General features: G+C 64.5%; 18 protein-coding genes and 1 riboswitch. Of the genes, 8 read left to right on the forward strand and 10 right to left on the reverse strand.

Going from position 1 to position 18,582, the window contains the following annotated elements; translation table 11 throughout:
• Positions 1-57 precede the first annotated feature (57 nt).
• Complete coding sequence (locus tag QFZ94_RS18475) at positions 58-837, forward strand: amino acid ABC transporter substrate-binding protein (protein ID WP_429458664.1); 780 nt, start codon at positions 58-60, stop codon at positions 835-837.
• 131 nt (positions 838-968) lie between these two features.
• Here the strand turns inward: QFZ94_RS18475 and leuA are convergent, their stop codons facing one another.
• Positions 969-2,675, reverse strand: coding sequence for a 2-isopropylmalate synthase (leuA, locus tag QFZ94_RS18480; protein WP_429458666.1), 1,707 nt, complete (start codon positions 2,673-2,675; stop codon positions 969-971).
• 330 nt (positions 2,676-3,005) lie between these two features.
• On the opposite strand from leuA, the gene QFZ94_RS18485 reads away from it, so the two are divergent.
• Positions 3,006-3,338 carry a hypothetical protein gene (locus tag QFZ94_RS18485; protein ID WP_429458668.1) on the forward strand — a complete coding sequence of 111 codons (333 nt, stop codon included), beginning with the start codon at positions 3,006-3,008 and terminating at the stop codon, positions 3,336-3,338.
• A 44-nt stretch (positions 3,339-3,382) separates the two neighbouring features.
• On the opposite strand, the gene QFZ94_RS18490 is transcribed toward QFZ94_RS18485, so the two are convergent.
• A complete protein-coding gene (locus QFZ94_RS18490; RefSeq protein WP_429458670.1) occupies positions 3,383-4,009 on the reverse strand; it encodes a cadmium resistance transporter in 627 nt (208 codons plus the stop codon).
• Between the two features lie 151 nt (positions 4,010-4,160).
• Between QFZ94_RS18490 and QFZ94_RS18495 the strand changes: the two genes are divergently transcribed.
• Positions 4,161-4,604 (forward strand): hypothetical protein, encoded by a 444-nt coding sequence (locus QFZ94_RS18495; RefSeq protein WP_429458672.1) that lies wholly within the window; start codon positions 4,161-4,163, stop codon positions 4,602-4,604.
• 50 nt (positions 4,605-4,654) lie between these two features.
• On the opposite strand, the gene QFZ94_RS18500 is transcribed toward QFZ94_RS18495, so the two are convergent.
• The gene (locus tag QFZ94_RS18500) at positions 4,655-5,905 is read right to left on the reverse strand and encodes a DUF3443 domain-containing protein (RefSeq protein ID WP_429458674.1); all 1,251 of its coding nucleotides are present in this window, start codon (positions 5,903-5,905) and stop codon (positions 4,655-4,657) included.
• A gap of 69 nt (positions 5,906-5,974) precedes the next feature.
• Positions 5,975-6,439: a DUF2844 domain-containing protein gene (locus tag QFZ94_RS18505; RefSeq protein ID WP_429458676.1), complete on the reverse strand. Its 465-nt coding sequence runs from the start codon at positions 6,437-6,439 to the stop codon at positions 5,975-5,977.
• A 397-nt stretch (positions 6,440-6,836) separates the two neighbouring features.
• On the opposite strand from QFZ94_RS18505, the gene bamC reads away from it, so the two are divergent.
• On the forward strand, positions 6,837-8,066 hold the full coding sequence (gene bamC, locus QFZ94_RS18510; protein ID WP_368587547.1) for an outer membrane protein assembly factor BamC: 1,230 nt from the start codon (positions 6,837-6,839) through the stop codon (positions 8,064-8,066).
• Positions 8,067-8,148: 82 nt separating this feature from the next.
• On the opposite strand, the gene QFZ94_RS18515 is transcribed toward bamC, so the two are convergent.
• The 6 genes from QFZ94_RS18515 to QFZ94_RS18540 all read right to left on the reverse strand — a co-directional run bounded on the left by QFZ94_RS18515 (position 8,149) and on the right by QFZ94_RS18540 (position 14,967).
• A complete protein-coding gene (locus QFZ94_RS18515; RefSeq protein ID WP_368587546.1) occupies positions 8,149-9,078 on the reverse strand; it encodes a DMT family transporter in 930 nt (309 codons plus the stop codon).
• 292 nt (positions 9,079-9,370) lie between these two features.
• Entirely contained in the window at positions 9,371-10,969 is a 1,599-nt protein-coding gene (locus QFZ94_RS18520; protein ID WP_368587545.1) for an L-lactate permease, read from the reverse strand.
• 218 nt (positions 10,970-11,187) lie between these two features.
• Positions 11,188-11,667 (reverse strand): hypothetical protein, encoded by a 480-nt coding sequence (locus tag QFZ94_RS18525; RefSeq protein WP_429458679.1) that lies wholly within the window; start codon positions 11,665-11,667, stop codon positions 11,188-11,190.
• 244 nt (positions 11,668-11,911) lie between these two features.
• Positions 11,912-12,136: a glycine zipper 2TM domain-containing protein gene (locus QFZ94_RS18530; RefSeq protein ID WP_410847821.1), complete on the reverse strand. Its 225-nt coding sequence runs from the start codon at positions 12,134-12,136 to the stop codon at positions 11,912-11,914.
• 147 nt (positions 12,137-12,283) lie between these two features.
• Positions 12,284-14,215: a phosphomethylpyrimidine synthase ThiC gene (thiC, locus tag QFZ94_RS18535; RefSeq protein ID WP_368587542.1), complete on the reverse strand. Its 1,932-nt coding sequence runs from the start codon at positions 14,213-14,215 to the stop codon at positions 12,284-12,286.
• Positions 14,216-14,303: 88 nt separating this feature from the next.
• Positions 14,304-14,421: riboswitch (TPP riboswitch) on the reverse strand.
• 141 nt (positions 14,422-14,562) lie between these two features.
• Positions 14,563-14,967: a GreA/GreB family elongation factor gene (locus tag QFZ94_RS18540; protein ID WP_368587541.1), complete on the reverse strand. Its 405-nt coding sequence runs from the start codon at positions 14,965-14,967 to the stop codon at positions 14,563-14,565.
• A gap of 598 nt (positions 14,968-15,565) precedes the next feature.
• On the opposite strand from QFZ94_RS18540, the gene QFZ94_RS18545 reads away from it, so the two are divergent.
• From QFZ94_RS18545 to QFZ94_RS18560, 4 genes are all read left to right on the forward strand, one after another.
• Entirely contained in the window at positions 15,566-16,024 is a 459-nt protein-coding gene (locus QFZ94_RS18545) for a hypothetical protein (RefSeq protein WP_429458682.1), read from the forward strand.
• Positions 16,025-16,132: 108 nt separating this feature from the next.
• On the forward strand, positions 16,133-16,993 hold the full coding sequence (locus QFZ94_RS18550) for a DUF1223 domain-containing protein (protein WP_429458684.1): 861 nt from the start codon (positions 16,133-16,135) through the stop codon (positions 16,991-16,993).
• Between the two features lie 49 nt (positions 16,994-17,042).
• Positions 17,043-17,693: a cytochrome b/b6 domain-containing protein gene (locus QFZ94_RS18555; protein ID WP_368587538.1), complete on the forward strand. Its 651-nt coding sequence runs from the start codon at positions 17,043-17,045 to the stop codon at positions 17,691-17,693.
• A 75-nt stretch (positions 17,694-17,768) separates the two neighbouring features.
• Positions 17,769-18,572, forward strand: coding sequence for a molybdopterin-dependent oxidoreductase (locus tag QFZ94_RS18560; RefSeq protein WP_368587537.1), 804 nt, complete (start codon positions 17,769-17,771; stop codon positions 18,570-18,572).
• Positions 18,573-18,582 lie beyond the last annotated feature (10 nt).

Raw genomic sequence — 18,582 nt, forward strand, 5'->3', positions numbered from 1 at the left:
CCTTTGCCAAACGCGGCAGTCCGCCACCTGCGCAGCCACTCAGACCGGAGCCGTCCGATGAAGCCGATTCGTTCACTCGCGATGGCCGCGCTATTGCATGCCGTCCTGGCGCATCCGGCGAGCGCCGACGAGCTCGCGCAGATCAGGGCGTCGGGCGTGTTCCGGATCGGCACCGAAGGCACGTACGCACCTTTCACGTATCACGACGAGGCGGGCAAGCTGACCGGCTTCGACGTCGAACTCGCCAGCGCGATCGCGCAGCGTCTCGGCGTCAAGCCGCAATTCATCGAAGGCAAATGGGATGGGTTGATCGCCGGTCTCGACGTCAATCGCTACGACGCGGTGATCAACGAGGTCGCGATCACCGACGAGCGCAAGCTCAAATACGATTACTCGGACCCGTACATCACGTCGCACGCGGTGTTGATCGTCGCCTCCGACAACACGACGATCAGATCTTTCGATGACCTGAAGGGCCGCAAGTCGGCCAACACCCTGACCAGCAACGTCGGGCGGATCGCGGCCGCGCACGGCGCGCAGGTGATTCCGGCGCAGGGCTTCGACGAATCGATCGATCTGCTCGTCACGGGCCGCGTCGATGCGACCGTCAACGATTCATTGTCGTTTCTCGACTATACGAAGCGCGTGCCCGACGCGAGGATCAAGGTCGTCGCGGTCGATACGTCGCCCGATAGCAGCGACAAGTCGGCGGTACTGATCCGCAAGGGCAATCCGAAGCTGCGCGTCGCGATCGACGATGCGCTCGCCCGCATGAGAAAAGACGGCACCTATCAGCGGATTTCGCTCAAGTACTTCGGCCGGGACGTGTTTCAGTGAACCTCGGCCGACTTTGACGCGAATATATTCAGGTCAAAAAAGAAGGGGCGTGGTCGAGACGCCCCTTCTTCATTGCCATCAGCCCGTTGAACATGCGGCGTGCCGCGCGTTCAACGCGGCAGATCCAGGCGTCACACCGTCGCGTCGCTCAGCGCGGCGTCAAAGAAACGCTCCTGTGCATCCGCGTTCACGCGGGCATACGCGCGATTCACGCCGCTGATCACCGCACGAATCGACGCGGTGATCAGGTTCGCATCGACACCGACGCCGAACGCGCTGCCGGCCACATCGGCGCCGGCCATTTCGGCGATCGCGATCGCGCGCGCATCGGCGCCCTGCGTGAGCGCGCGTTCCTCGTAGTGCTGGATGCGCACGGGCACGTCGAACGCGTTCATCAGCGCGTCGAGCGGGCCGTTGCCGGCGCCCGTCAGCACGCGCGGCGTGCCGTTGATTTCGACGTTGAGCCTGATGTGCTCGCGGCCGTCGTGCTCGGACAGGCTGTGGCCGACATAGCGGACCGGCTCCGCCGTGCGCACGTATTCCTGCTGGAACAGTTCCCAGATCTGCGCCGGCGTGACTTCCTGGCCGCTGTCGTCGGTGAAGCGCTGCACGGCCGAGCTGAAGTCGACCTGCAGGCGGCGCGGCAACACGACGCCGTAGCTCTGTTCGAGCAGATACGCGATGCCGCCCTTGCCCGACTGGCTGTTCACGCGAATCACGGAGTCGTAGGTGCGGCCGAGGTCGCTCGGATCGATCGGCATGTACGGCACTTCCCAGATCGCGTCCGGCTTCTGCGCGGCGAAGCCCTTCTTGATCGCGTCCTGGTGCGAGCCCGAGAACGCGGTGAAGACGAGGTCGCCGACATAAGGATGACGCGGATGGATCGGCAACTGCGTGCATTCCTCGGCCGTGCGCGCGACTTCGTTGATGTTCGAGAAATCGAGCTCGGGATCGACGCCTTGCGTGTACAGATTCAACGCGAGCGTGACGAGATCGACGTTGCCGGTGCGCTCGCCATTTCCGAACAGGCAACCTTCGACGCGATCCGCGCCCGCCATCACGGCGAGTTCCGCGGCGGCGACGGCCGTACCACGGTCGTTATGCGGGTGGACGGAGACGATCAGCGAATCGCGACGCGCGAGATTGCGGTGCATCCATTCGATCTGGTCCGCGTAGACGTTCGGCGTGGCCATTTCGACGGTGGCCGGCAGATTGACGATCGCCTTGTGCTCAGGGGTCGGTTGCCAGATGTCGAACACCGCGTCGCAGACTTCCTTCGCGAATTCGAGTTCGGTGCCGCTGAACACTTCCGGGCTGTATTGCAGCGTGAAGTGCGTTTCCGGCTGCGCGTCGGCGAGGCGCTTCACCGTGCGCGCGGCCTTCTGCGCGAGCTCGATCACGCCGCTCTTTTCGAGGCCGAACACGATCTTGCGGAAGTCCGGCGCGGTCGCGTTGTACACGTGGACGATCGCGCGCGGAGCGCCGCGCAACGATTCGAACGTACGCTCGATCAGATCGTCGCGCGCCTGCGTGAGCACTTCGATCGTCACGCCGTCGGGAATATGGCCGCCCTGGATCAGCTCGCGCACGAAGTCGAAATCGGTCTGCGACGCCGACGGAAACCCGACTTCGATTTCCTTGAAGCCGATCTGCACCAGCGTCTTGAACATGCGCATCTTGCGCTCGGCGTTCATCGGCTCGAACAGCGCCTGGTTGCCGTCGCGCAGGTCGGTGCTCATCCAGATCGGCGCGCGCGTGATGGTGCGCGACGGCCACTGGCGATCCGTCAAATTGATCGGCTTGAACGAACGGTACTTGGTAGCGGGGTTTTTCAACATTTTCATCATCCGAGGGAGAGACCGTGGAACGGGTGTCGACCGGACGACGAAAACGCGATACTGGGCCGCCGGTCGGAAACCGGGGCTGGGTCAGTTACTGGGGATTCAAGCGATGCTTCGGTGTATCAGAGAGAAGCGGACGCGCGCAGCAGCAGACCTAGCCCGGTAGAGCGGGCTAGTAGTAGCGATAGGGTGGTCTGGGCGCGGTACATAGTGCGCAATGGGAACATATTATTGAGATTGCGTCAAGGGCACGCAGTGTGCTCGTGCCGCGTTCGATTCACGGGTGAGCTTACGAGGCGTCGTCAATTCATTGAGCAGGAGGCGAACATGAACAGGGTAGCGTGGATATCCGCCGTCGCAAGGATCTGCGCGTGCGCGGCGTTGGCGTGCGGGTTCGTCGGGCAGGTCGGCGCGCAGGGGCTCAGCGCGCAGAACGACATGAACGCGCCGCAGAACAGCACGCGCCTGATGCCACATGCGGCGCTCGGCAGCGAGTATCCGACGCACGGCAACCAGCAGGCGGGCGAGCTGAATCTGAATCCGACCGATCCGCGCGCGCAACTGCTCAACGGCTTGCCGAACAACCCGAGCGCGGGCGGCTATGGCGCGCCGCTGGCGGGCGTGCGCACTTATGTGCAGCCGCCGCGGCCGGCGGATTGAATTCGTCGACGCCGGGACAGTGTTTCGACCCGGCCCCGCGTTGCTCATCCGCCGGACAAAAGCCGCAGCGTATCGCTGTTCACGAACACCGATAAGCCTATCGCGAGCAGGATCAGCGGCAGCAGCGCCGAGCCGTACCGCCGGATTGGCGCGCCGAGCAACGGATGATCGACGAGCCATGCCGCGCCCGCGCACCACAATCCGATCATCACGATGAACACGAGCGAAACCAGCGCGTTCTCGGCGGGGGTATGGCTTGCGTACAGCGGCACGTAGACGGCGAGGTTGTCCGAGCCGTTGGCGATGGCGACGCTCGCGACGGTCCAACTCGATGAGCCGCGAATGGATGGCGAAGCGCTTGTGCGGCCGTCCTCGCCATCCTCGTTAGCGTCATGCCGAGCGTGGCCAGGACCGAAGCGCTGCCACGCCTTGTACAGGCCCACGACGATCGGCATCAAGCCGAGCAGGCCCACATAACCGGCCGGCAGGCGCGTGAGCAAGGCCGCGAGTACGAGCGCCGCGGCGACCAGGATCAACGATCCCGCGTACTGTCCCGCGATCACGCGGCGTCGCTCCGCGCCCGCTTCGGTCAGAAAGCCGAGCAGCACGAACAGGTTGTCGATATTGGTCGCGGCGTAGGCGACGATTGCGAGCATGACGAGGCTGAGCATGAAGAAGCCGGAGTCGTTACCGGGGGAGACTCGCCTGGAATTCGCCGCGCCATATGGGCAACGGGCGGCCGGTCAACACGATGCCGATGCGCGGCGTCAAGGTCAAGGTCAAGCGGCTACAATGACCGGGGCTTCGAACAACGGAACATCGATGAAGATTCGCCTTCTCTCTATTGCCTGTCTCGCGAGCGCCGCGGCGCTGCTGGGGGCCTGCACGATCGTCACCCGCAACTCGAGCGCCTGCGAGCAATTGATGCGCAGCAAGCTGGCCGAGCCGTCGTCGGGAATGTCGTCGGATAGGCTGCGGGTCACCCATCGCGGGGCGGCGATTCGCGGCTCGCGGGTCGTGGTGGAGGGGACGATCGAGCATGCGGTGAGCGCGTCCGCGACGGCGGCTTCCGCGCCGCTCACCGCGTCGGCGTCGCAAGCAGCCTCCGAGGTCAAGGTGGCCGCCAAGCCGGCCCAGCCGTCGAAGGTCCGCACGCCGGCCGCCGCCGAATGCACATTCCATGGCGAACAGCTCGACGTATTCCGCTGGCTCGCGCCGCCGCAGCTGGCCACGCCGGCTGCACAACCGGCCAGCTCGGCGGGCTGAGTTCGCGCCCGCGCGGCGCACCGTTGCTGCGCATCTAACCCAGGCAAACCTTAGAACGCGTAATACGGCCCCTGGCCTGCCGACGTATTGCGCGTCGCAATCGCCGTGTAAATGCGTTTGCCGTAAAAGAACGGCAAGCCCCAGCCGAAACCGAGGCTCGAATTGCCGGCGAGATTGTCGAACGCGTTGTTCGACGACGCGAACAGCGTGTTCGAATTGGCGATGTCGAACGACACCGTGCTCGACACGCCATCGATGCCGGTGATCGACGCGCTCGCCGACTGCGTCGAAGTCGGGCAGTACCAGAAGCCGCACAACGGGAACTGCGCCGAGTGGAAGAAGAGGCCGTTCGAGCCGCTATCGAGATAGCTTACCGCATAGGTGAGACCGCCCGAGTTCGTAGTCACGTAGCCCGTCACCGCGTTCGCCCTCAGAACGTTCGTGCCCGTCAGCGTATTGTTCGACTGGGTGCCGATGCCGAAAATCAGTGAGCCCGACACGCTCGCCGCGCCCGCATCGGCGACAGCCGGCAGGTCGATCACCACACCGTTGTTGTCGAGCGCGAAGCTGCTGACCGGGTTGGTGACCTGCTGCGCGAGCGGCTGCGCGGTCGCGCTGCAGTTGCCCGTCGTGCAGCTGTAGTACCAGCGCGGCAACGCGGAGTTCGCGCAGCCGTTGCCGCAGTCGACCGGGAACAGGCCCACGCCGAGGATGCCGTTCGCGTGCAGGCTCGATACGGTCAACAGCGACGCGCCGCCGGAGTTCGCGCAGTCGGCGGGCGCCCCGGGCAGTGCGCTGTCGGCAATCAACTGGATCGGAATCGATGACGCCTGTTGGCCAGCCATGCGCACGTCCGCGGTGCGGATCGAGCCCCATGCGTAGCCGCTGCCGAACACCGCACATTCGGCGCTTACGCCGCTGCCCGCGGCGATCGTCGGCAGCGACAGCGTCGTCGGCAGCGCCGAAGCGAGGATGCGCAGGCCGTTCGAGCCGGTGTCGACCTGGATGTCGTCGATCGTCGCGCAGGTGCCGGTGCCTGCCTGGCAGATGGTGACGCTCGTCATCAGCATGTTGCGCGTATTGCCGGGCGATACGCCGACCGTGACCGGCTGCACGTTGGGCGTGGTCGATTGCGGCACGTTCGCGCTGGCGGAACTGGTCGGCGCGCTCGCGGACGGCGTCGAGCCCGAGCCGGACGAGCCGGACGAGCTGGATGAGGAACTGCCGCCTCCGCCGCCGCAGCCGGCCAGGGCCGCGCAGACGATCAGAAGCAGGGCATGGAAACGCAAGGCGGATGTCATGGCGTGGCGGTCCGTCTGGTGGAACTCAGGCGTGAAAGGGGTGCGAGCGACGCGTGCGGGGCGCGCGCGTCACTGGATGTCGTCGGATGTGACGCCGGCGGGCAAAGCCGCCGGCAGCCACGCGCGGCCGACGTAGCCACGCATCGGTCCGCCGGACTCGACGATCACGTCGGAGCGCGAGACCCGCGAAGAATGCAGATTGCCGCTGCCGGCCGCCGCCGCGGCGCCGGTCTTGTACGAGTCGCCGTATTTACCGAGCAGCGCGTGCAGATCCGGCATCGTCGGGCCTTGCCACGCGTACGCGACGATCAGGCCGGTGCTGGTCGCGTATTCGTTGATCGTGGTATTGCCGGCGTCGGTCCACGTGCGCTCGCGCAGTGCGCCATTGAGCAGCGTGCGCGGCGCGCTCGCGCCCGCCACCGCCTGGCTCGGCATCGTGCCGCCCAATTCGGCATGCGCGCCGAAGCTCGCGCAGCACGCGACGACGGCGATCACCGAGGCGATCGCGGATAGATGGAGACTGGACTGGGACATGAGGCCTTCCTCGTTTGGCGCCGGATTTTTATTGAGATAACTCGATCAACGTAGCACCGGTTTTCTTCTGGTCTTTGCACATCGCGGCGGACAGGACCGCACGCAATGTGGAAAACAAGCCGCATGCAGACCGGGAACCCTTTTTCGGCGGGCCTCCGGCGAAGACTTGGGAGTACTCCCAAGGTCAACTCGAAAGTGTCATTGAGTGTTAAATTTACCTCATAGGAGGGCAAATAGCGTGACGGGCGCGGACTTTTTTCCCGTGGCCGTTTCGTCGCGGTGGCATGCGGCGATTCCCGGGCAAACCCCAGTTTTTGCACACGCCTCGCCGGGACCGGTAAAATGTTGGGTTGATCCACGGAAACTTGCCGTGGCGTAGCGGAAGGATTCCCCGAACATGACTGATTTTCGTCTCACCAAGCGGTTTGCAGTAATGCTCATGGCAGGCGGGCTGGTCGCCGGCTGCGGTACCTCGTCGCCGACCAAAATCGACTATAGGAGCGACTCCCGTTCGAAGCAGGTATCGCTTGCCGTACCGCCGAACATGATCGACGAGACGGCCGATCAGCGCTCGCTGCCGCCACAGGGTGGCGAAACTTCGCTGTCCACGCTGAAACAGGTGCAGGCGCAGGCGCCGGCCGGCGACGCGGTTGCGGTCGTGCCGCCCGTCCAGGGCATCCATATCCAGCGCGACGGCACCGAAAGCTGGCTCGTGATCGACAACAAAACGCCCGACCAGGCGTGGCCGCAAATCCGCCGCTTCTGGCAGGAGCAAGGCTTCCTGCTCGTCGTCGACCAGCGCGACAAGGGCGTGATGGAAACCGACTGGAACGAAACCCACGCGCAGATCAACGACGGCTTTATCCGCAACACGCTGTCGAAGGCGATGGGCAACAGCTACGTGAGCTCGGAGCGCAACAAGTTCCGCACGCGTCTCGAAGCGGCGCCGAAGGGCGGCACCTACGTGTTCGTCAGCCAGAAAGGCATGCGCGAGGCGATCACCGGTACGAACAATGAGTCCACCCAGTGGCAACCCAAGCCGAACGACCCGGCGCTCGAGCAGGAATATCTGAAGCGCCTGATGGCCTCCCTTGCGCGTGCTGAATCGGGTGCGGGTGGCACGCAGAACGCCGAGCTGTCGCCTGCGGGCACGCAGATCGCGCCGAACGCGGCGACGGCGGGTGCGAAGTCTGCGACGGCCGCCGTCGTCGCGCAGAACGTCGCGCTGGCGGCTCAGCCGTCGACGCCGGACGTGGATTCGGCCAACAACACGTCGGCCCAGCTCTCGTCAACCGAACTCACGCTCGGGGAGCCGTATGACCGTGCGTGGCTGCGCGTGGGCCTCGCGCTCGATCGCAGCAATTTCACGGTCGACGACCGCGACGTGAGCCGCGGTCTGTATTTCGTGCGCTACGTCGATCCGAAGGATATGTCGTCGGCCGAGCAGGGCTTCTGGAGCCAGGTCTTCCACGGCCGGAAGGAGAAGGTCGCCAAGGAGTATCGCGTGAACGTGCGCGCGGTGACGCCGGATCAGACCCGCGTGGCCGTGGTCGACGACAAGGGGCAAGTCGACGAAAGCTCGCAGGCCAAGCAGATCATGAGCCTGATGGCCTATCAGCTGCACTGATACGGGAACCTCGCGGCCAACGCCGCCGGTTCGACGAAAAAAACGCCCGGAGCAATCCGGGCGTTTTTTTTCGACCGCCTACTCAGGTATCCGCGCGCCGCCGCGTGCCGACCCACGGCAAGCGCTTGATCACGCCGGTCGCCAACGCGGTGCCGACCAGAATCACCGCGCACCCTTCGAGCATGCCGGGCGACACCGTCTCGCCGAGAAACAGCGCGCCCCACAGAATGCCGAAGATCGGAATCACGAAGGTCACGGTGATCGCGCGTGTCGGACCGGCGACCGCGATCAGATGGAAGAACAGCATGTACGCGATGCCGGTGCAGGCGACGCCGAGCGCGATCACCGCGCCCCACGCACGCAGCGAAATCGGCGCGGCGGGCCAGTAGATCACCGCGAGCGGCAGCAATACGATCGTTGCGCCAATCATCGTGCCGGTCGCGACGCTGAGCGCGTCGACGCCAGTCAGGTGACGCTTCGTGTAGTTGGCGGCGATGCCATAGAGCAGCGTCGCGCCGAGCGCGGCGCCGGCGGCGAGCGCGACGGTGAGCGGCGCGGCGGCCGAGCCGTCCGGCGCCGCGATCTGGTCCCACACGAGCATCAGCACGCCGAGAAAGCCGACCACGAGGCCGAGTGTGCGCAGCGCGCTGAGCCGGTCGCGCAGCCACAGAAAGCCGACCAGCGCGCCCCACAGCGGCGCGCACGCATTGATCACCGACGTGACGCCCGCCGACAGAGTCAGCTCGGCATACGCGAACAGGCAGAATGGCGCCGCCGAATTGAGAATGCCGACCACGAGCAGCGGCAGCGCGTGCGTGCGCAACAGCGTGCCGGACTGTTGCAGCGGCCGTCGCGCGATCAGCACGATCGCGAGAAAGAGGGCGCCGATGCCGACGCGCAGCGCCATCAGCGGCGCGACGCCGAAGTCGGTCACGCCGACGCGGATGAACAGGAACGATGCGCCCCACAGGGCGGCGAGGATCAGCAGTTGCAGAAGGTTTCTGGCTTTCATTGGAATGGCGCCGCGCGCAGTTGAGTCGGGACGCCAGCTCATCCTAACAGTGCGATCGCGCGATTCGTTTCAATGCGGGATGAAACGGCAAGATCCGGGAGACGGCCGCGTCCGGGTAGGTCGATCGTAAGCGCTGCGAGAGTGCGCGCCAAACGAGCAATTCTCACCGATATGTGAGAAAAATTGCGATGCGGCGGCGCGGATAGCGGGGATGGAATTGCAAACGGAGCCCGCGATGCGCGGGCGCCGTCCGAAACGATGTGAATTGCGTTGCGCCGTTAGCGGCGCGAGCTCAGTGCGGAATCATCCATTGCAGGAAGTTCTGCTGCGCCCACACGAGCACGCCGAGCAGCACCGTGAGCAGAATCGAATGCTTGAAGGTCTTGGCGAACACGACGCCTTCCTTGCCCTTCAAGTCGGTGGTCGCGACGCCGGTCGAAATGTTCTGCGGCGAGATCATCTTGCCCATCACGCCGCCCGACGAGTTGGTCGCCGCCATCAGCACCGGATTCAGATTGAGCTGCTTGGCCGCCACCACCTGCAGATTGCCGAACAGCGCATTGCCCGACGTATCGCTGCCCGACAGGAACACCGCGACCCAGCCGAGAAACGCCGAGACGAGCGGAAACACCGGCCCGACCGACGCGACCCCGAGGCCGAGCGTGTAGTTGAGGCCCGAGTAGTTCATCAGATACGCGAGGCCGACGATCGTCGCCACGGTCAGAATCGCGATGCGCGTTTGCACCCACGTGTCGGAGATCGCCTTGCCGAACTCGGCGGGGGGGAGCCGCACGACGAACGCGGTGATGAGCGCCGCGACGAGGATCGCAGTGCCGGTCGCAAGCGGCTGGAAGTCCCAGATCGCGCCGTACGGCGTGTTGTACAGCGTGATGAACACGGCCTTGTCGAGACCCGGCCACGACACCTTCACGTCGCCGATCGTGAAGATCCTCGCTACCGTCCAGACGATCACGACAACCGACACGATGATCCACGGATACCAGCCTTGCACGCCGCCGATCTTGCCGCGCACCTCGTTGATGCGATCGACGTTGATCGCGAATTTCGGATCGGCGACGGGCTTCCACACCCGCAGGAACGCCACTGTCAGGATCAGCGAAACCAGCGAAGACAGCACGTCGGTCAGGCTGTAGTTCACGAAGTTCGAGACGACGAACTGAGTCAGCGCGAAGCTCAGGCCCGACACCAGCAGCACCGGCCAGATCCGCAGCATGTTGCGAAAGCCCGCGTACACGCCGATCACATAGAAGGGCAGCAGGACCGCAAAGAACGGCAATTGCCGCCCGACCATCTTGCCGAGCACATCGGACGGCAGATGCGTGACCGCGCCGAGCACCGTGATCGGCACGCCGAGCGCGCCGAACGCAACCGGCGCGGTGTTGAAGATCAGCGTGAAGATCAGCGCTTCGAGCGTCGGAAAACCGAGCATGATCAACAGTGAACTCGTGATCGCGACCGGGGTGCCGAAGCCCGAGATGCCTTCGAGCAGCGCGCCGAACGAAAAGCCCACCACGACGAGCACGATGCGCCGGTCGTTCGGCAGGTTGTCGATCATCCACAGGCGGAAGGCTTCGAAGCGTCCCGAGCGCTGCGCGATGTTGTACAGCAGGATCGCGGTGAAGACGATCCACATCACCGGCCAGAGCGCAAAGACGACGCCGGCTGCGACCGAGTTGAGGGCGAGCCCGACCGGAAACTGCCAGACGAAAATCGCGACAATCAAACCGACGATCAATCCCGCGAGCGATGCCTGCCACGCTGGCCTGCGCGCCCAGCCGAGCAGCGCGAGCACGACGATGATCGGCAGCGCGGCGACGATAAACGACGCAAAAAGCGAATTACCGACTGGAGTGAGCAGTTGATGAAACATCACGTCTCCTTCGTTGTTGTGTAATTCGACGCGGGAGATTGCGCATGACGGCGCGTCGCTCTGGCATGGCGGACGCTCGCGAGTGGCCTCGACCAAGCGGCTGCGCCTGATTTAAGCGGGTGCTGCGTGCAACCTTTCAAGAATAGAGCGCCATATCGGCGAGTCAAGCCGGGAAAGTACGGGCGGGGTGTGCGCGGTGGCGGGTGAACAGAGACAGGTCAATGCCAGTGGCCGCCCCAATGGCCGCCCCAATGTCCCCCCCAGTAGCCACCAATGCCGATCGCGATCGACGGTCCATAGTAGGGGGGATAGCCGTAATAGGCGGGATAAGGATAAGCCGGTGGCGGATAGTAGGCGGGATAAACCGGAGGTGCCACATACACGGACGCGGGGGGTGCATAACCGGGCGGCATGTCCTGCGGCGCGACCTGCATTTGCGCCTGGGCTTGAGGCGTCTGCTGTGGATCGGTGGCCGGTGTGGTTTGGTCCGCTGCGGTCGCGGGGGCGGTCGAATAGTACGACGTGTAATAGCCCGCCGGATAGTAGCCGGCGGGGTAGTAGCAGCCGGATAAAAACAGACTGGAGGCGAGCGCGGAAATCGGGGCGGCGGGCCGCGCGAATCTCGCGGAACAACGAAACGATATGCGTGGCGACGAGAGACGCACCGCGCGAAGATGGGTGACGACGCGGGACTTCATGGCGCGCTCCTCGATGAACCGATGCCGCCTCGCGCGACGTCGTTGTGAGGAGCTTACGCTCTTGCCGCGGCAGCGCTGTGGCAAAACCGCAACCGCATATTTAAGTCTATTTCCACGCGCATAGTCGAGACGAGGGCGCACTGCATTCGCCGCCCTCGTCAGTCCGGTTCGTGGTCGGAATAAGTTGTTTGCTGTCCTGTATGAATCGTCAGACGCATCCTCGGACGCAACGCTCGTTTGCCGCTCACTTGCCGATCTGGTTACCGATGACACCGCCTACCGCCGCGCCGCCCAACGTCGACAAGCCGCTGCCGCCGATCGCCGCGCCGGCTGCGCCGCCGACACCGGCGCCGATCGCGGTATCGCGTGTGCGTGGGGACATGTCGCCGCATGCCGCGACACCCGCGACGAGCGAAAGTGCAACTGCGACGGTGCCAAGACGAGTACGGAGTTGAAGGATCGATTTCATGATGATGACTCCCTTCTTTGTTGGACGTAGTTGTTTCCTTCTCGCCGCACACAACGTGCCTGCTCGACGCGGCGGCACAAAAAAAAGCCCGCCATGCCGGCGGGCTCCGATACTGCTGGGCTAACTCGCGCGTATCGCGCAAGCCGCTTATTGCCGCTGATAAATCTCCGCGCCTTGCTTCATGAACTCGATCGACTTGACTTCCATGCCTTTCTGCAGCGCTTCGTTATCGCTGACGCCCTGTTGCGCGGCGAACTCGCGCACGTCCTGGGTGATCTTCATCGAGCAGAAGTGCGGGCCGCACATCGAGCAGAAATGCGCGACCTTGGCCGAATCCTTCGGCAGCGTTTCGTCGTGGAATTCGCGCGCCTTGTCCGGGTCGAGACCGAGATTGAACTGGTCTTCCCAGCGGAATTCGAAGCGCGCCTTCGACAGCGCGTTGTCGCGTACCTGCGCGCCGGGATGACCTTTCGCGAGGTCCGCTGCGTGCGCGGCGAGCTTGTACGTGATGATGCCGGTCTTCACGTCGTCCTTGTTCGGCAGACCGAGGTGTTCCTTCGGCGTCACGTAGCACAGCATCGCGGTGCCGAACCAGCCGATCATCGCGGCGCCAATGCCCGACGTGATGTGGTCGTAGCCCGGCGCGATGTCGGTGGTCAGCGGCCCGAGCGTGTAGAACGGCGCTTCGTCGCACCAGTCGAGCTGCAGGTCCATGTTCTCCTTGATCAGTTGCATCGGCACATGGCCCGGACCTTCGATCATCACCTGCACGTCGTGCTTCCATGCGATCTGCGTGAGCTCGCCGAGCGTCTTAAGCTCGCCCAGTTGCGCTTCGTCGTTCGCGTCGTAGATCGAGCCGGGACGCAGGCCGTCGCCGAGCGAGAAAGCCACGTCGTAGGCCTTCATGATTTCGCAGATGTCTTCGAAATGCTCGTACAGGAAGCTTTCCTTGTGATGCGCGAGGCACCACTTCGCCATGATCGAGCCGCCGCGCGACACGATGCCGGTCATCCGGTTCGCGGTGAGCGGCACGTATTGCAGACGCACGCCCGCGTGGATCGTGAAGTAGTCGACGCCCTGCTCGGCCTGTTCAATGAGCGTGTCGCGGAAGATTTCCCACGTCAGATCTTCAGCCTTGCCGTTGACCTTTTCGAGCGCCTGGTAAATCGGCACCGTGCCGATCGGCACCGGGCTATTGCGGATGATCCATTCGCGCGTTTCATGAATGTGCTTGCCGGTCGACAGATCCATCACCGTGTCGCCGCCCCAGCGGATCGCCCAGGTCATCTTGTCGACTTCCTCGCCGATGGAGGAGGTCACCGCCGAGTTGCCGATGTTCGCATTCACCTTCACGAGGAAGTTGCGGCCGATGATCATCGGCTCGCTTTCCGGGTGATTGATGTTGTTCGGGATGATCGCGCGGCCGCGCGCGATTTCCTCGCGCACGAACTCCGCGGTGATTTCGGTGAGGCCGTTCGGGCCGAACGCGCTCGCGCCGAACGCCTGGCCCGGATGCTGGCGGCCCATCATCGCGGCGAGCTTCGCGCCGTTCGGGCCGCTCGCCTTGAGGGTCTCCAGATACTCGGCACGGCGCTGGTTCTCGCGAATCGCGATGTATTCCATTTCCGGCGTGATGATGCCTTGCTTCGCGTAGTGCATCTGCGTCACGTTCTTGCCGGCGATCGCGCGCCGCGGCGTGCGATGCAGACCCGGGAAACGCAGCTGCGCGGTGGCCGGATCGGCAGCGCGCTCGCGGCTGAAGCTGCTCGACAGACCGCTCAGCGGCTCAGTGTCGCCGCGCTCTTCGATCCACGCCTGACGCAGCGCGGGCAGACCCGCGCGGATGTCGATCTTCGCGTCCGGATCGGAGTAGGGGCCCGACGTGTCGTACACGTAGATCGGCGGATTCTTTTCGCCGCCGAAGCTGTCGGGCGTGTCTGCCTGCGAGATTTCGCGCATCGGCACTCGGATGTCGGGGCGTGAGCCGGTCACGTAGACCTTGCGCGAATTCGGCAGCGGCGCGACGGCGGCCTCGTCCACATGGGCTTCGGCGGAAATAAACTTCGGATTGGCGCTCATGTAAGTCTCCGTACAAAGTGGGGCGGCTAAGCAGGAGACTGAGATGGAAGTGGTCGGAAATCGCTGGGAGGTGAGGCTGCTGAGGCTGGTGCGAGATCCGTACGCTTCCCTGCGCTGGCATTATCCAGATCAGGTTCAAAGGGTATTTCTCACCCACGCAACACGGACCTCCAGCTCCGCGCTACGCAGGACCCCCGCGTTAGCAGCGCACACGATACACCGCCCGCCCGCGGTTTGGCAACCTGTCTGCGTGATTCAAAAAACTGGTCCAGATGAATCCGGACATCTCCTATGCTTATTTCGAGACCGCGTCAGACAGGGCAACTTACAACAATGGAACAGCCGGCTTACAGGGAAAAATCGTCGGCGGCTTCGGGCTGATACAGGATTTTGGCGATCTTGAGGACTTGCTGATCGCCGCTGGGTGGCGTGAAGCGGATGCTCTCGCCGCGGCGCGCGCCGAGCAGCGCGAGGCCAGCCGGCGAGAACACGTTCAGCCGCCCTTGCGCGAAATCGGCGTTGGGCGGATAGACGACGGTCCACGTCATTTGTTCGCCGCTCGCCGTATCGATCAGCGTCGCTTGCGAGTTCATCGTGACGACGTCGGCGGGGATATCGTGCGAATCAACGATTACCGCGCGTTCGAGCACGTCGTCGAGCACGTGCTGCAGCTTGGCGTTGGCGGCCGCATATTTCTCGAGGCGGGTCACGTCGAGTTCGGTCAGATAGCAGGTTTTGATCTTCTTCATCATCAGGACTCCGATAAGGCGGTGGAGGATGGCCGCGTGCGACGACCCCATGCGGGTGGTCGGCGGATGAGTTCACGAATGGGAAAGCCCGGAGCCCGGCGACGCGGCCCTGGGTATCGGCAGGCTACGTCAGCAAGGGCGCCGGGCGGCGCGAAGCGGGAGCGTTCGGGACGTCTCGCCGGCGCCGTGCGGCGCGACACCCGCGCGCGCGCAGCCGCCTGCGCGGCATGGGCGCAAGCGGGCGAGAACACGGAAAGTCGGACGACGCACAGAAGTCACGGGCAAAACGACCAGGTGATGGGAATAGCGAACAGGAGGTTGCCGCGCAGCAAAACGTGAAGCCCGCGACACCAGCGACGAAAGCTTGATGTTAGCACGCTGTCTCGGGCGTTTCCGTTCGCGACATCGCACTCGGTCGAGCGGCCGTCTTTTGTGCGGTGCCAGAAGAAAGCGACGTGCCCCGCATAGCGTTCAAGCCAGTCACACGATTGCCGTTAATCAAAGTGCAGCGAAGGCCGCACTCCTGCGAAGCGATTCCGGGATGGCGCGTGAATGGCGCGACGCGACTCGCGCCGATTGACCGATTGACAGAGAGGTGCACATGAAAGCGGAAAGAATGCGGTGGCGAACGCTCGGTCGCACAGCCGCGGTGGTGGCATTGCTTGCCGCGCCGCTGGCGGCGCCGGCGGCATCGATGGTGACGGGCGGCGTGATCCGGTTCGTGGGGATGATCGTCGCACCGCCGCTGCAGATCAGCGCGGATACGGCGATCACTGGCGTCGCCGTCGAAAGTGCGAGCGTGGCCGGTCAGCGCTTCTCGCGCACGGTGACGTTCAGCGCGCCGCCGGGCGTCGTCAGCGGCGCCGATGTCGCGCTCGAAGTGAACGGCGGCACGCAGTCGCGGGATCTGGTGGCAGCGCGTTTCGTCGATGGCGCCGGGCACGTCGTGCTGGCCCGCGACGGCCACTACGCGGTCGATCGCGCGGGCGGGGTGCTGTCGCTGAACGCGCGGCGCACCGATACGGACACGCGCGTGACGGTAGTGGTCAGTTACGACTGAGTCGCGGCGAGCCTTGGCTCGCTACCCATGCCGGAAAAAAATTAAAAGAGGCTTGTCATAACCGGCCGCGCGGGCCGACAAACGTGCAGATTTCGATCGGAGCACGTCATGTCGACCGCGCACTATCGCTCGCTATTTCAGCGCCTAGCGACTTTTTCGAGGCCCGCCGCCGGCCTCGCGCTCGTTGTGCTGAGCGCTTCGGGCATAGGTGCGGCAGATGCGGCCAGGCCCCAATGTGCGACACACAGCCCCGCGCACCGGTTAGCGCTCGTCGAGCTGTACAGCAGCGAGGGCTGCGATAGCTGCCCGCCCGCCGACCGCTGGCTCGGTCAATGGAAAAGCAATGGCGCCGCCCACGGCATCGTGCCGCTCGCACTGCACGTCGACTACTGGAACAGCCTCGGCTGGACCGACCGGTTTTCCCAGCGTCGCTTCACCGAACGTCAGCAGACGCTGACGCACCTCGCGGGCGCGCACACGATCTATACGCCGGAAGTGTTCGTCGCGGGCCGCGAGCTGCGCGACTGGTCGCAACGCGACAGTTTCGAGCGCCGCATCGACGAGTTCGTCGCCGAACCCGCGCAGGCCAATGTCGCGCTCGAACTAAGTCCGCGTGCACCCGGTGCGTTCGATGTCGATGCGCAGTTCAGCACGACGGACGCCGCCACGGGTCCGTTGAGCGGCTATCTCGCGGTCTACGAAAACGCGCTGACGACGCAGGTGGGCGCGGGCGAAAACCGCGGCGCGACGCTGCATCACGAACGCGTCGTGCGCGCGTGGTTCGGGCCGGTGCCAATCGTCGCCGGTCACGCGCGGATTCGTCAGGACGTCGATCTACGCGATGCGAGCGTCGACGCGAAAACCGATCCGATCGCCAACGTCGCCGACCGCTTTGGCGTGGTCGCGTTCGTCGAAAGCGACGCGAGCGGCGATGTGCTGCAAGCCGCCGATCTTCCAGCGTGCCGTTGACCGACATCGCACGCGCCGCATTCTCTACCGCTGCCCGAGGAGAGCCGCCATGTCCACACCCACACCGCACGCGTTGCGCCCCCGCGCCCCCGCCGCGCCCGCCGCACCGAAGCGCGCCGTCATTCACCCGCTGTGGCTGCGCATCACGCATTGGCTGAACGCGCTCGCCGCGATCGTGATGATGCTGTCGGGCTGGCGCATCTACGACGCGTCGCCGATCTTCCCGGCGTTCAGCTTTCCGACCGGGATCACGCTGGGTGGCTGGCTCGGCGGCGCGCTGCAATGGCACTTCGCGGCGATGTGGCTGCTGGTGTTCAACGGCCTCGTGTATATCGCGCTGAATCTCGCGAGCGGGCGTTTCGTGCGCAAGTTCCTGCCGTTGACGCCGCGCGCGGTGCTGCGCGATTTCATCGCCGCGTTGCGCGGGAAGCTGTCTCACGACGATCTGCGCGTCTACAACGCGGTGCAGAAATTTGCCTACCTGTTCGCGATCGCCGATCTGATCGTGCTGGTGCTATCGGGGCTCGCGATCTGGAAGTCGGTGCAGTTTCCGCTGCTGCGTGAACTGATGGGCGGCTACGACAACGCGCGCGTCGTGCACTTCACCGCGATGTCGCTGCTGGCCGCGTTTCTTGCGGTGCATCTGGCGATGGTCGCGCTCGTGCCGCGTTCGTTGCTCGCGATGCTGCGCGGACGTTGAGCCGCGGTTGCCTACGGCCATGCTGATGTTCACGCTCATCGATGCGCAACGCGAACTCTGTAGGGATACCGAATCATGAACAAGCCGATCGACAAAGCAGCAGACCAACCCACTCAGCGTGTTAGCCACACGCTCGACCGCGCGTCGATCCTGCTCGATGCGAAGCGCGAACTGGCGATGCCGTCGCGACGCCTGTTCGGCAAGCAGCTATTGACGCTCGGCGGTCTATCGATGCTCACCGGCTGCTCGCTGACCGACGACGCTTCCGTCAACCGCTTCCTGAGCGCGGTATCGCGGCTGAACGATCGCGCGCAGGCCGCGCTGTTCGATCCGAAGCAGCTCGCGCCGACCTACACCGAAGCGCAGATCACGCGACCGTTCCCCTTCAACGCGTACTACGGCATCGACGACGTGCCGCACGTGGACGGCTCCGCTTACCAGCTGAAGCTGAGCGGGCTCGTGACCGGCAAGCGCGTGTGGACGCTGCCCGAACTGTACGCGCTGCCGCATGCCGAGCAGATCACGCGGCATATCTGCGTCGAAGGCTGGAGTGCGATCGGCCGTTGGGGCGGCACGCCCTTCGGCGATTTTCTGCGGCGTGTCGGCGCGGATACGACGGCGAAGTACGTCGGCTTCAAATGCGCGGACGACTACTACGAAAGCATCGACATGCCGACCGCATTGCATCCGCAAACGCTGCTGACGTTTTCCTACGACGGCGAGCGACTACCCGCGAAATACGGCTACCCGATGAAGCTGCGCATGCCGACCAAGCTCGGCTACAAGAATCCGAAGCACATCGTCGAGATATTCGTCACCAACACGTATCCCGGCGGCTATTGGGTCGACCAGGGCTACAACTGGTTCGGAGGCTCCTGACGCATGCGGG

This window comes from Paraburkholderia sp. JPY465 (assembly GCF_050436725.1).
GTDB classification, from domain to species: Bacteria; Pseudomonadota; Gammaproteobacteria; order Burkholderiales; family Burkholderiaceae; genus Paraburkholderia; species Paraburkholderia youngii.